Genomic DNA, 12,676 nt, shown 5'->3' on the forward strand with positions numbered 1-12,676 from the left:
TGTCATGGCCCTGCCCTCCCCATCGCTGCGCAAGATCACCCGATCCGTTTCCTGCCTTGCCCTTTCGCTTTGCCTGACGGTGAGCGGCTTTCCCGGTGAGCGTCTCGCCTTCGCGCCGCAGGTGGCCTCCGCCGTCGCCGCCGGCAGCGAGAGCATGATCCGCATCGCCCAGGCGGGTGCGGGTGTCAGGCGCGATGTCAAGCTTGGCCTCAACAAGGCCGTTGTGGTCGATCTGCCGCAGGATGCCCATGACATTCTGGTGGCCGATCCCGAAATTGCCGATGGCGTGACACGGACATCGCGGCGCATCTATCTCTTCGGCAAGAAGGTCGGCCAGACCAATATCTTCATCTTCGGTGAGGATGGCCGAGAAATCGTCAGCCTCGACCTGCAGGTGGAGCGCGATATCGAGGGCCTCGAAACCAATCTCAAGCGCTTCATTCCCGACAGCGACATCAAGGTCGAAATCATCTCGGACAACGTCGTGCTCACCGGCACCGTGCGGACCCCGCAGGATTCCTCCCGTGCCGTGAGCCTCGCAAAAGCCTTCATCAAGGGCGGTGAAGCCACGACCCGGGGCGAAACCGCCACCAGCACCAGCAGCGGCGATGGCTCGGTCGCCATCTATGCCGAAGATCGCCAGACGTCGCAGATCGTCAATATGCTGACCATCGAGGGCGAGGATCAGGTGACGCTGAAGGTGACGGTGGCCGAGGTGAGCCGCCAGGTGCTGAAACAGCTCGGCTTTTCCGCCAGCGCCAGCGATGGCACCAGCGGCATTTCCTATGCCAATCCCGCAAACCTCGGCAATGCCGTGGATGTGGGCGGCACGGCAACCCTCTCCAAGACCATCGGCAGTTTCGGCGTTTCGGCCTATGTCAACGCCATGGAACAGGCGGGCGTGATGCGCACGCTGGCCGAGCCCAGCCTCACCGCCATTTCCGGCGAACAGGCCAAATTCTATGTCGGCGGCGAATATCGCCTTGCCGCAGGCCAGGAGGTGAGCACCGACAGCACGACCGGCCAGACCACGGTCAATCGCACCACCGATTCGGTCGATTACGGTATCCAGCTCAATTTCCGCCCCGTCGTGCTCTCGGCGGGCCGCATCAGCCTTGCCATCGAAACCGACGTGTCGGAGCCCACCTATGAGGGCTCGGTCGTGACCGGCAACAGCCACGCCTCCATTCCCGGCCAGACCTATCTGTCGATCCGCAAGCGCGAGGCCTCCACAACGGTGGAGCTTCCCTCCGGCGGCTCGATCGTCATTGCCGGCCTCGTCCAGGACAATGTCCGTCAGGCCATGTCCGGTCTGCCTGGCATTTCGAAAATTCCGATCTTCGGCACGCTGTTCCGCAGCAAGGACTTCGTGCGCAATGAAACGGAACTCGTGATCATCGCCACGCCCTATCTGGTGCGCCCGGTGGCCCGCAATCAATTGGCCCGGCCGGATGACAATTTCAGCCCGACAGGGGATGGCGCCATGTATTTCCTCAACCGCGTCAACAAGGTCTACGGCCGCAAGGAAACCGCCACGGCGGGTGCCTATCACGGTACGGTCGGCTTTATCTATAAATGAGGCCCGCGATGCGCCCGATAACAAAGACCCGCTCTCCTTTCGCATCCCCGGCACGCCCTGGCTTGAAAACCTCTGCCGCCCTGATGCTGGCATTGATGCTGACCGGCTGCGGTACCGGCCGCGACGGCATGACCACCGGCGCGATTTCGGATGACTATCGCGCCCGCCACCCGATCGTCGTCACCGATGTCGAGCATAATCTCGACCTGCCGGTGGCGCCCGGTGAAAGCAAGCTCACCATCGGCATGGCCGACACGCTGACCGGTTTTGCCCAGGACTACCGGAACGCCTCCACCGGTTATGTGCAGCTCATGCTGCCGCGCGGCTCGGCCAACAGCCAGGCGGCGGCAACGCTGGCGCGCCAGATCCGCCAGCATCTCGTCGCCAAGGGCATCGCCTCGCCGAAGATCATCGAGCGCTATTACCAGGCGAATGCCTCCGGCGATGCCGCGCCGATCCGGCTGAGCTACATGGCCACAACTGCCGTGGCTGGCCCTTGCGGCCAATGGCCGGAGGATCTGGCCAACGACACCATGGACAATCGAAACTGGCATAATTTCGGTTGTGCCAGCCAGGCCAATCTTGCCGCCCAGGTCGCCAGCCCCACCGATCTCATCCGTCCGCGCGGCATGACACCCATCGATGCCGAACGCCGCTCGACGGTCATCAGCGATTTCCAATCGGGCACCGATACCTCCACCACCAGCTCTTCCAGCGACTGAGCGGAAAGGAGGACAAGCATGAGCCCGATCGATTACGACATTCCGAGCAATGAGCAGGAATTCAACGATGCGCCGCCGGAAAAGGTGGCGCCGGAGGATCTTGAGCAATTCCGCCCGCTGCCGCGCATCTCCATCCATGCCTTCTGCATTTCTGAGGGCCTGCTTTCCGTCATGGAAAACTGCGCCCGCGACCGCCGCATGACCAAGGCCAGCCTCCGGATCACCAATGGCGGTGTCTCGGCGGCCATCAACATGTTCGTGGCGGCGCCCACGCCCAACCTGATCATTCTGGAAACCGAGGCGCGCCCGCAGGAACTTTTGCAGGAACTGCAACCGCTGGCCGAGGTCTGCGATCCCTCGACGCGGGTCATTCTCATTGGCCGGTACAATGACATTGCGCTCTACCGGGAACTGATCCGCAACGGCATTTCCGAATATATCGTTGCGCCGGTGTCGATGGTCGAGATCGTCTCGGCCATTGCCGGTATCTTTGTCGATCCGCAGGCCGAGCCGCTCGGCCGCTCCATCGCCTTTATCGGCGCCAAGGGCGGCGCGGGCTCCTCCACCATTGCCCACAATACCGCCTTTGCCATTGCCTCGCTGTTTTCCTCACAGACCATTCTGGCCGATCTCGACCTGCCCTATGGCACGGCCAATATCGATTTCGACCAGGATCCCGCCCAGGGGATTGCCGAAGCCGTCTTCGCGCCGGACCGGCTGGACGAGGTGTTTCTCGACCGGCTTCTGACGTCCTGTTCGCAGAATCTCTCGCTGCTGGCGGCCCCTTCCCTGCTGGACCGCGCCTATGATTTCGAACGCGGCGCCTTCCTGCCGGTGCTGGAAGTGCTGCAACGCTCTGCCCCGGTTTCGGTGCTGGACGTGCCGCATGGCTGGAACGAATGGACCCGGGCGCTGCTGTCGGAGGTGGACGAGATCGTGATCACCGCCGTTCCCGACCTTGCCAATCTGCGCAATCTGAAGAACCTCCTCGACGCCTTGCGCAAGCTGCGCCCGAACGACAAGACGCCACATCTCATCCTCAACCAGGTGGGCATGCCGAAGCGGCCCGAGATCAGCCCGGCGGATTTTCTGGAGCCGCTGGAAATCGAACCGATGGCGATCATTCCCTTCGACACGCAGCTTTTCGGCAATGCCGCCAATAGCGGCCGGATGATTGCCGAAATCGACGCGAAATGCCCGGCAGCCGAAAGCTTCGCGCAGATCGCCCATGTGGTGACGGGACGGGTCAATGTGAAAAAGCAGAAGAGGAACGGGCTGGACCGCATATTGGGCCTGCTCGGACGGAAATAGAGCGTTTCCATGAAAGTATAGTCGCAGTTCTCCATTCGGAAATGCGTAAAGCGAGAACCAACCATGCATAGGACAGGCAATGTTCGGTAAACGTGGAAATGATGGTTTCGGCAGGTCCGGTCAGCCGCCCGAGGGGCGGGAGCCGCCGCGCGCCGCCGTGACCGCAGCGCCCGTGCTGGACATGGCCGAACCCGTCCGCCCTGCCGCCCCGCCCGCGCCAGACCTGACACCGCGCCGGCGCAGCCGCACCGAGGAATATTACGATACCAAGAGCCAGGTGTTCTCGGCGCTGATCGACACCATCGATCTGTCGCAACTGGCCAAGCTCGACCAGGAGAGCGCCCGCGAGGAAATCCGCGATATCGTCAACGATATCATTTCCATCAAGAATTTCGCCATGTCGATTTCCGAGCAGGAGGAACTGCTCGACGACATCTGCAACGACGTTCTGGGCTATGGTCCACTGGAACCGCTGCTGGCACGGGACGACATTGCCGATATCATGGTCAACGGCTCCGGCCAGACCTTCATCGAAGTGGGCGGCAAGACCATCGAATCGGAGATCCGCTTCCGCGACAATGCCCAGCTTCTGTCGATCTGCCAGCGCATTGTCGGTCAGGTGGGGCGCCGCGTCGATGAATCAAGCCCGATCTGCGATGCGCGTCTGCCGGATGGCTCCCGCGTCAACGTCATCGCGCCGCCGCTGTCCATTGACGGTCCGGCGCTGACCATCCGCAAATTCAAGAAGGACAAGCTCACCCTCGAACAGCTGGTGAAATTCGGCGCCATCACCCCGGAAGGCGCGCAGGTGCTGCAGATCATCGGTCGCGTGCGCTGCAATGTCGTGATTTCCGGCGGCACGGGTTCGGGTAAGACCACGCTGCTCAACTGCCTGACGCGCTATATCGATACGGATGAGCGCATCATCACCTGTGAAGATACCGCCGAACTGCAATTGCAGCAGCCGCATGTGGTGCGGCTGGAAACCCGCCCGCCGAATATCGAGGGCGAAGGCGAAATCACCATGCGCGATCTGGTGAAGAACTGCCTGCGCATGCGGCCCGAGCGCATCATCGTCGGCGAAGTGCGCGGCCCGGAGGTCTTCGACCTGTTGCAGGCCATGAACACCGGCCATGACGGCTCCATGGGCACGATCCACTCCAATAGCCCGCGCGAATGCCTGAACCGCATGGAATCGATGATCGCCATGGGCGGCTATTCGCTGCCTGCCAAGACAGTGCGCGAAATCATCTCCGGCTCGGTGGACGTGATCATCCAGGCCGCCCGCCTGCGCGACGGCTCGCGCCGCATCACCCACATCACCGAGGTCGTGGGCATGGAAGGCGATGTGATCATCACCCAGGATCTGGTGCGCTACGAAATCGAGGGCGAAGACCTGACCGGCAAGATCATTGGCCGTCACATCTCCACCGGCGTCGGCAAGCCGCATTTCTGGGAACGCGCCCGCTATTACAACGAGGAGCGGCGGCTGGCGGCAGCACTCGATGCCATGGAGCAGAAGAGCGGGGGCATCTGATGGATCTGAGGCTGATTGCAATCGTGGCGCTGGCGGCGGTGGCGGCAGCCTCGGTGGCCTATGTCTTTCTGTTCGGCCGGATTGAAACGGAAAAGAAGGCGACGTCGCGGCTCAGCCGGATCAAGACCGCCGAATCCGATATCGCCAAGGCCAAGGTGACGCGCGACCGCGTGCAGGAATTGTCGAAGCGGCGCAAGTCGGTTCAGGACACGCTGAAGGAAATCGAGCGCAAGCAGAACGAAAAGAACAAGAAGATCTCCGGCCAAACCTTGAAGCAGCGGCTGGTACAGACCGGCCTGAACCTGACGCTGCCCCGCTTCATCATCGCAAGCTGCGTGCTCGGGGGTGTCGTCTTTCTGCTGACCCTGATGATGGGCATGTCGCTGATCTTGAGCCTGGGCCTTGCCTTTGCCGCCGGTGCCGGTGTGCCGCGCTGGGCAGTGGGCTTCCTGATCAAGCGCCGGCAACAGAAATTCCTGAACGAGTTTCCCAATGCGCTGGATGTGATGGTGCGCTCCATCAAATCCGGCCTGCCGCTCAACGATGCGCTGCGCCTGATAGCCGCCGATGCCCAGGAGCCGGTAAAGACCGAATTCCGCAAGGTGGTGGATTCGCAGCAGCTCGGCATCAGCGTGCCGGAATCCTGCGCCCGCATGTTCAACAGCATGCCGCTCCAGGAGGTGAATTTCTTCGCCATCGTCATCGCCATCCAGTCGCAGGCGGGCGGCAACCTGTCCGAAGCGCTTTCCAATCTGTCGCGGGTGCTGCGTGAGCGGCGCAAGATGAAGGCCAAAGTCAGCGCGCTGTCCATGGAGGCCAAGGCCTCCGCCGTCATCATCGGCTCGCTGCCCTTCGTGGTGGCCTTTCTCGTCTATATCACCTCGCCTGCCTACATCATGGTGCTGTTCACCGATCCGCGCGGTCACCTCATTCTGGGCTTCTCGGCGGTCTGGATGTCGATCGGCATCTTCGTCATGCGCAACATGATCAATTTCGACATTTGAGGCCTCCGCCATGTCCGCCGATTTCGCCGCAAAACTGACCAATCCGCACTTGCTCATCGGGCTCCTGGTGGCGCTGGCGGTGTTTGCCACGCTTTACACCATCATCATGCCGCTCTTCGAGCGCACCGATCTGAACAAACGGATGAAGGCGGTGTCCACCGAGCGGGACATGATCCGCACGCGCGAGCGCGCCCGGCTGAATGCGGAGACCAGCCGCGGCAACCTGAAGAGCAAGCATAACCAGTCCGCAAGCCGCATCGTCGAGCGCTTCAACCTGCGCCAGGCGCTGGTGGATGACAAGACACAGGACCGGCTCAAGGCGGCAGGGCTTCGCTCGCAGAACGCGCTCAACATCTTTTTGGCGGCCCGCTTCGTGCTGCCCTTCATCTTCCTCGGGCTGGCGACGATCTGGATCTTCGTGCTGGGCAATCTGCAGAACAAGCCCTTCGCCATGCGCTTCCTGGCGGCCATCGTGGCAAGTTATATCGGCTTTTACCTGCCCAATGTCTATATTTCGAACCGGGTGCAGAAGCGCCAGCACTCCATTCGCCGCGCCTGGCCGGATGCGCTTGACCTGATGCTGATCTGCGTCGAATCGGGCATGTCGATGGAGGCCGCCATGCGCCGCGTGGCCGATGAAATGGCCACGCAATCACCGGAACTGGCCGAGGAAATGGTGCTGACCACCGCAGAGCTTTCCTTCCTGCAGGATCGCCGCACCGCTTATGAGAACCTCGGCAACCGCACCCAGCTCGAAACCGTGAAATCCGTCTGCCAGGCCCTCATCCAGGCCGAACGTTATGGCACGCCGATCGGTCAGGCGCTGCGGGTGCTGGCCCAGGAAGGGCGCGACGAACGGATGAACGCCGCCGAAAAGAAGGCTGCCGCCCTGCCGCCGAAGCTCACCGTGCCGATGATCCTGTTTTTCCTGCCGGTTCTGATCGCCGTCATCCTGGGACCGGCTGGCATTCGCGTCGCCGACAGGTTCTGATTGGCCTGAGAGATCCGGAAAGTCTGCTTTTCTCAGGACAATGCTCTAATTCTGCCCGGTCTTGACGTTGCCGTCACGGGCCGCCAGTTGCTTCCAGCTGTTCTGCTGGCCCATCATGCTGCGCAGATAGGCGAGATTGGCGGCGGCCTGCTGTGGCGAAAGCTCGGCAGAGGCAATGCGCTCGGCCTCGTCATAACGACCCTGCAGGCCAACGACCAGTGCCAGATTCTGGCGCACGCGGCTGTCGGCCTGAGGCTGTTTGGCGGCAGTGCGCAGATAGGTTTCCGCCGTCTTCAGGTCACCCGTCAGCACATAGGACATGCCCAGATTGGAGAGCACCGACGGCTCGTTCGGCTGCAATTGCAGGGCGGATTGATAGGCGGCACGCGCTTCCGCGCTGCGGCCCAACTGGTCCAGCACCGCCCCTTGGGCGGAATAGAGCTTCCAGTCCGGACGATCGGGCGTCTGCGCCCGGCTGATGGTGGCAAGCGCCTGATCGAGCTGACCTGCGGCAGCCTGCGCCTTGCCATAGGCGGCCAGCACCTGGCGATCGGCAGGATTGGCGATTGCCACCTGCTGCATCACGGCCAGAGCCTGGGCCGCCCGGCCATTCATCTGCAGGAGATTGGCATAGGCCATGCCGATCGCGGCATTTTTCGGATTTTTCTCGTAGGCCCGGCCGATGCTGTCCATGCTGGCCGCAAGTTCGGCCGCCGTCATCTCCTCGGGCGGCTTGGTTGCGGCAGCGGGAATGGAGCCGGTGGCCATTCTGTCGGGTTTCGGCTGGCTGGCGCAGGCGCCAAGCAGGAGCGGCAGGGCCGCCGTCAGCGCCAGAAAGAAAACCCGTTTCGCATGCATCTTGCCCGCCATGGCCAACCCCCGAATCGAAACCCCGCGCCCAGCAGCAGGTCCGGCCTTAGCAATAATCTGTTAACCCTAATGGAAAGTTAATGCAGCTCCAGCGACCGCCTGCACCGAACCCGCACAGGACAAGCGGAAAATTCCTGTGCCGGATTTGGACTTCCTTCAGGAAGGCCGTTTAAGGTGCGCGTTGAAAGCGATCACAACCGGCCCTGTCCGGCCGGCGCCCTTGAGACAGCGGAAGCGAATAGTATGGCCCAGTACGAATATATCGAGAGAACGTCGCCCTTCATCACCAAAGGCGGCAAGAGCCTGCCGATCTTCGCCGTAACACCTGCCCATATCGAAACCGGCACGATCGATCCGGTCGCTCTCGATTGGGCGCGCAAGTCCGGCTACAAGGCCGAGACCGGCTCCGTGCTGCTCATCCCCACCAGCGACGGCCATCTGGGCGGCGCGCTGTTCGGCCTCGGCAGCCACCCGGCGGAAAGCCCCTTTCTCACCGGCAAGCTGGCAAGAACTCTTCCCGCCGGTGACTGGCACATCGAAACCGCGCCGCTGACGGCCAATCGCCTTATCCTGGGCTTCGGCCTCGGCAGCTACCGGTTCGAGCGCTACAAGAGCGAGAAATCCGATGCCCCGAAGCTGCTGATCCCGCAGGACGCCGATTCCAACGACATCAAGCGCCAGCTCGCCGGCATTTTCCTGGCGCGCGATCTGATCAACACCCCGACCAACGACATGGGGCCGGAGGAACTGGAAAAGGCCTTCCGGGCGCTGGCCGATCACTATAAGGCGGAAGTGACGGTCATTACCGGAGAAAACCTGCTGACCCATAATTTCCCGCTGGTCCACACGGTCGGCCGCGCCAGCACCGAGGCCCCGCGCCTTCTGGAGATGCGCTGGGGCAAGAAGGGCCACAAGAAGGTGACCCTGGTGGGCAAGGGGGTCTGCTTCGATACCGGCGGCCTGGATATCAAGCCTTCCTCCTCGATGGCGCTGATGAAGAAGGACATGGGCGGGGCTGCCAATGTGCTGGGCCTTGCCCTGATGATCATGGATGCCAAGCTGAAGATCGACCTGCGCGTCATCGTCCCCGTGGTTGAAAACGCCATTGCCGGCAATGCCTTCCGCCCCGGCGACGTCTATAAAAGCCGCAAGGGCCTGACGGTGCAGATCGACAACACCGATGCCGAAGGCCGCCTGATTCTGGCCGATGCCCTTTCCTACGCCGATGAGGACCATCCCGACCTGATGATCGACATGGCGACGCTGACGGGCGCCGCCCGCGTGGCGCTCGGCCCCGACCTGCCCGCCTTCTTCACCAATGATGACGATCTGGCCTACGAACTGTCGGAAGCAAGTCTCGAAACCGACGATCCCATCTGGCGGCTGCCGCTTTTCCCCGGCTATGAAAAGCTGCTGCGCACGCAGATCGCCGATCTGACCAATGCGCCTTCCGGGGGCATGGCGGGGGCCATCACGGCAGCGCTGTTCCTCAAGCGCTTCGTGACCAACACCACGAGCTGGGCGCATTTCGACATCTTCGCCTGGTCCTCGCAGGAGCGCCCGCACAGTCCGGTGGGGGGCGAAGCGCAGGCCATCCGCGCCCTCTACCGGCATATTGCTTCGCTGGCCTGAGGGCGTGCGATTTCTCTTTCTCGAAAACGCCGGTGTGGACCCTCCACACCGGCTTTTTTGGTTGATTTCCTGACGCATCTGCGGTTCAGAACCCAACAATTGTGGGTGCATGGGTGTCGCAACAGGAAGATTCCAGCGGCGCAGACAAGACGGACTGTTCAATCTGCGTTGACAATCGCCCAAACTTCGTCCGTTTTTCAAGAACGAGAACAAAAATGCTCTCATGATCCCAAAAAATTGAAGCTATTAAAAAAATATTCCACAATTTTCCCTTAATTATTCAGAAAACGCGCATATTCGGGCACTTATCAAAATTATTTCAGTTTACCGTGAAAGGGCTCCGGGCGATTTTTGCATCGCAACAACAAAGGAGTCCTTTGCCCCATGCTTCATGTTCGTACCACCGTTCTGAGCTGCCTGACCGCTGCCGGCCTCGGCCTTTTTGCGCTCGCGCCCGCCGCTTTGGCTCAGGAAGCCTCTGCCAGCGCCGCCGTCGCGGGTGTCTACAAGCTCGACCCGACGCACGCCGCGCTGCTGTGGTCCGTCAAGCATAACAACGGCCTGTCCCACTACACCGCCCGCTTCGGCAAGCTTGAGGCCACGCTGAAGCTGGATCCGGCCCATATCGAGACCTCGAAGATCGAAGTCACGATCGACCCGACCTCCGTCGACGTGCCCTACCCCGCCGACTACAAGGCCAGCCATGCCCAGTCTCCCTATGGCAGCTGGCCGGAAGAAATCAGCCGGGACGCCAAGATGCTGAACAGCGACAAGTTCCCGAAGATCACCTTCACCTCCACCTCGGTGAAGAAGACCGGGGAAACCACGGCGGATGTGACGGGCGACCTCACCTTCCTGGGCGTGACCAAGCCTGTCACACTGAAGGCAACGCTGAACGGCGCCATTGATAGCCATCCCTTTGCAGGCGTTCCCGCCATCGGCTTTGCCGCGGAAGGCACATTCGACCGTACCGCCTTCGGTCAGCCCGTCGGCTTTGTCGGCAAGGACGTGACGATCCGCTTCGACGGCGAATTCATCCAGGATCCCTCCGCCAAGTAAACAGGCCATCCGCAGGAACGGGCGGCGGTCAGACGCCGCCGCCTTATACAGCGTCCTTTGTGCGCTTGATGAAACGCACAAAGGACGCTGTCGGGACAACACTCTCACACGCGCGGGGAAAGGTTTCACCATGAACATGACCTATCGTCCGGATGCCAATAGCCGGAAAGCGCAGCGCTACAGCCGCGTGGCCATTCTTCTGCATTGGGCGATTGCGCTCCTGATCCTGTCGATGATCCCGATGGGCTGGTGGATGGTGCGCGCCATCAACAGCCCGGATAGCCAGCAAACCGCCTATCAAGCCTTCCAGCTGCACAAGTCCATCGGTTTCGCCATTCTGGCGCTGACGGTGCTGCGGATCGTCTGGCGGCTCACCCATCGCCCGCCGCCGCTACCGGCCAACATGAAGGGCTGGGAAGTCTTCCTGGCGCATGCCACCCACATGACCTTCTATGCCTTCATGCTGGCGATGCCGCTGACCGGTTGGCTCTACGTATCGTCCGGCTGGGCGATTGCCACCGACAAGCCGCTGGAGGTGGCAACCTCGTGGTTTGGCCTCTTCACCATTCCGCATCTGCCGGGGCTTGAGGCCAATCGCAGTGTGGCCTTCGGCGCCATGGGCGCGCATGCCTGGATGGCCTATGGCGGCGCGGTGCTGATTGCCCTGCATGTCGCAGCCGCCCTCAAGCATCATGTCATTGAACGCGACGGCGTGCTGGCGCAGATGCTCCCTTTCTTCAAACAGCGCGCCGAAAAGACCCTCGACAAGCCCGCAGGCGCAGTGAGCGCGCTGGCCGGTTTTGCAGCCCTCGCCGTGCTGGCCCTTGCTGGCATTGAGGCAAATCGGCCCGCCCCGCTGTCGCAAGCCGCCCTTCAGGCAATGGAGCCGGCAGCCGAAGATGCGGCCCCGCAGGCCGCCGCACCGGGACCGACATTGGCACCGGCTCAGTCCAATGCCACACCCGCACCGGCCAGCGGAGCAACGGCACCCACCTGGACCATCGACAAGGCAAAATCCAGCATCGCCTTCAGCGGTACCCATGCCGGCAAGGCTTTCCAGGGCCGTTTCGAGGACTGGAGTGCGGATATCCATTTCGATCCCGCCAATCTTGCGACGTCCAGGGCGGTGGTCACCGTCAAGACGCTGTCTGCGAAGACCGGCGACCCCACTCAGGAAGGGTCGCTGAAAAACGGCGAATGGTTCAACTCCGCCCGCTTTCCGGATGCCGTCTTCACCACCACCGGCTTCAAGTCTCTGGGCGGCGAGCGCTATGAGGCGGAGGGGACGCTGACCCTGAAAAACAAGCCTGTACCCGTCACCCTGCCCTTTACCCTCACCATGACCGGCGGCAAGGCGCATATGGAAGGCAGCCTGCAACTGTCTCGCGAGGCGCTCAATCTCGGCATGTTCTCCGATCCGGCCGCGGAATGGGTCTCGAAAATGATCGATGTGAAGATCACGGTGGATGCGGACAAGGCAGCCTCCCCTTGAAGAACAGGGGCCTTAAACAGCAGGGGATGGGAACGCTCCCCCGCCCCTTGCTTTTCCTTGGGCTTTCATGACATACGGAACGGCAACGAAACAAACAGGCTTTAGAGTCTGGATCTGCCGGAGCCGTCATGAGCACCGAGCTTACCGCCACCGCCGCTCTAGGGCTCTGGCACCACGTGACGCTGCAACAGGTGCAGGATGACGCCCGCGACCTGACCCTTCGGCAATTGGCCATTCTCCTTCATATCTATCTGGTGCCGCCGCCGCATACGGTGCGCGGCCTTGCCGCCACCTTGAAAGTCACCAAGCCGGTGATCACCCGCGCCCTCAACACCATGGGCGAGATGGGGCTGGTCGACCGCGTCCGCGATGAGATCGACCGCCGCAACGTGCTGATCAAGCGCACGGTGGCGGGGGCGCTCTATCTGGAAAAACTGGGCGACCTGATCATCGATCAGGCCCGCATGATGAGGAGCTGA

General features: G+C 61.9%; 11 protein-coding genes. 10 read left to right on the forward strand and 1 reads right to left on the reverse strand.

Features of this window, described 5'->3' with window-relative positions:
* The first annotated feature begins 4 nt into the window (after positions 1-4).
* The 6 genes from QO005_RS08755 (at position 5) to QO005_RS08780 (ending at position 7,144) form a co-directional block, all read left to right on the forward strand.
* Positions 5-1,579, forward strand: coding sequence for a type II and III secretion system protein family protein (locus QO005_RS08755; RefSeq protein ID WP_307157612.1), 1,575 nt, complete (start codon positions 5-7; stop codon positions 1,577-1,579).
* An 8-nt stretch (positions 1,580-1,587) separates the two neighbouring features.
* Entirely contained in the window at positions 1,588-2,301 is a 714-nt protein-coding gene (locus QO005_RS08760; protein ID WP_307157613.1) for a CpaD family pilus assembly protein, read from the forward strand.
* A gap of 18 nt (positions 2,302-2,319) precedes the next feature.
* Positions 2,320-3,612 (forward strand): CpaE/TadZ family protein, encoded by a 1,293-nt coding sequence (locus tag QO005_RS08765; protein WP_307157614.1) that lies wholly within the window; start codon positions 2,320-2,322, stop codon positions 3,610-3,612.
* A gap of 79 nt (positions 3,613-3,691) precedes the next feature.
* Positions 3,692-5,149: a TadA family conjugal transfer-associated ATPase gene (locus QO005_RS08770; RefSeq protein ID WP_307157615.1), complete on the forward strand. Its 1,458-nt coding sequence runs from the start codon at positions 3,692-3,694 to the stop codon at positions 5,147-5,149.
* On the forward strand, positions 5,149-6,153 hold the full coding sequence (locus tag QO005_RS08775; RefSeq protein ID WP_307157616.1) for a type II secretion system F family protein: 1,005 nt from the start codon (positions 5,149-5,151) through the stop codon (positions 6,151-6,153). Before QO005_RS08770 ends, QO005_RS08775 begins: the two co-directional genes overlap by 1 nt.
* Positions 6,154-6,163: 10 nt before the next feature.
* Positions 6,164-7,144: a type II secretion system F family protein gene (locus QO005_RS08780; RefSeq protein WP_307157617.1), complete on the forward strand. Its 981-nt coding sequence runs from the start codon at positions 6,164-6,166 to the stop codon at positions 7,142-7,144.
* Between the two features lie 45 nt (positions 7,145-7,189).
* Here the strand turns inward: QO005_RS08780 and QO005_RS08785 are convergent, their stop codons facing one another.
* Positions 7,190-8,014, reverse strand: a complete 825-nt coding sequence (locus QO005_RS08785) for a tetratricopeptide repeat protein (RefSeq protein WP_307157618.1) — start codon at positions 8,012-8,014, stop codon at positions 7,190-7,192.
* 243 nt (positions 8,015-8,257) lie between these two features.
* On the opposite strand from QO005_RS08785, the gene QO005_RS08790 reads away from it, so the two are divergent.
* The 4 genes from QO005_RS08790 to QO005_RS08805 all read left to right on the forward strand — a co-directional run bounded on the left by QO005_RS08790 (position 8,258) and on the right by QO005_RS08805 (position 12,676).
* On the forward strand, positions 8,258-9,646 hold the full coding sequence (locus QO005_RS08790) for a leucyl aminopeptidase family protein (protein ID WP_307157619.1): 1,389 nt from the start codon (positions 8,258-8,260) through the stop codon (positions 9,644-9,646).
* A gap of 384 nt (positions 9,647-10,030) precedes the next feature.
* On the forward strand, positions 10,031-10,705 hold the full coding sequence (locus QO005_RS08795; protein WP_307157620.1) for a YceI family protein: 675 nt from the start codon (positions 10,031-10,033) through the stop codon (positions 10,703-10,705).
* Between the two features lie 130 nt (positions 10,706-10,835).
* Positions 10,836-12,197: a cytochrome b/b6 domain-containing protein gene (locus QO005_RS08800; RefSeq protein WP_307157621.1), complete on the forward strand. Its 1,362-nt coding sequence runs from the start codon at positions 10,836-10,838 to the stop codon at positions 12,195-12,197.
* Between the two features lie 128 nt (positions 12,198-12,325).
* Positions 12,326-12,676, forward strand: a complete 351-nt coding sequence (locus QO005_RS08805; RefSeq protein WP_307157622.1) for a MarR family winged helix-turn-helix transcriptional regulator — start codon at positions 12,326-12,328, stop codon at positions 12,674-12,676.

The sequence above is a fragment of the Allorhizobium paknamense genome (assembly GCF_030815125.1).
GTDB lineage: Bacteria > Pseudomonadota > Alphaproteobacteria > Rhizobiales > Rhizobiaceae > Allorhizobium > Allorhizobium paknamense.

Excerpts from the sequence above, each read along its gene's own strand:
- QO005_RS08780 (WP_307157617.1), top strand. The coding sequence starts at position 6,164 with ATGTCCGCCGATTTCGCCGCAAAACTGACCAATCCGCACTTGCTCATC.
- QO005_RS08770 (WP_307157615.1), top strand. The coding sequence starts at position 3,692 with ATGTTCGGTAAACGTGGAAATGATGGTTTCGGCAGGTCCGGTCAGCCG.
- QO005_RS08795 (WP_307157620.1), top strand. The coding sequence starts at position 10,031 with ATGCTTCATGTTCGTACCACCGTTCTGAGCTGCCTGACCGCTGCCGGC.
- QO005_RS08785 (WP_307157618.1), bottom strand. The coding sequence starts at position 8,014 with ATGGCGGGCAAGATGCATGCGAAACGGGTTTTCTTTCTGGCGCTGACG.
- QO005_RS08805 (WP_307157622.1), top strand. The coding sequence starts at position 12,326 with ATGAGCACCGAGCTTACCGCCACCGCCGCTCTAGGGCTCTGGCACCAC.
- QO005_RS08755 (WP_307157612.1), top strand. The coding sequence starts at position 5 with ATGGCCCTGCCCTCCCCATCGCTGCGCAAGATCACCCGATCCGTTTCC.
- QO005_RS08765 (WP_307157614.1), top strand. The coding sequence starts at position 2,320 with ATGAGCCCGATCGATTACGACATTCCGAGCAATGAGCAGGAATTCAAC.
- QO005_RS08800 (WP_307157621.1), top strand. The coding sequence starts at position 10,836 with ATGAACATGACCTATCGTCCGGATGCCAATAGCCGGAAAGCGCAGCGC.
- QO005_RS08760 (WP_307157613.1), top strand. The coding sequence starts at position 1,588 with ATGCGCCCGATAACAAAGACCCGCTCTCCTTTCGCATCCCCGGCACGC.
- QO005_RS08775 (WP_307157616.1), top strand. The coding sequence starts at position 5,149 with ATGGATCTGAGGCTGATTGCAATCGTGGCGCTGGCGGCGGTGGCGGCA.
- QO005_RS08790 (WP_307157619.1), top strand. The coding sequence starts at position 8,258 with ATGGCCCAGTACGAATATATCGAGAGAACGTCGCCCTTCATCACCAAA.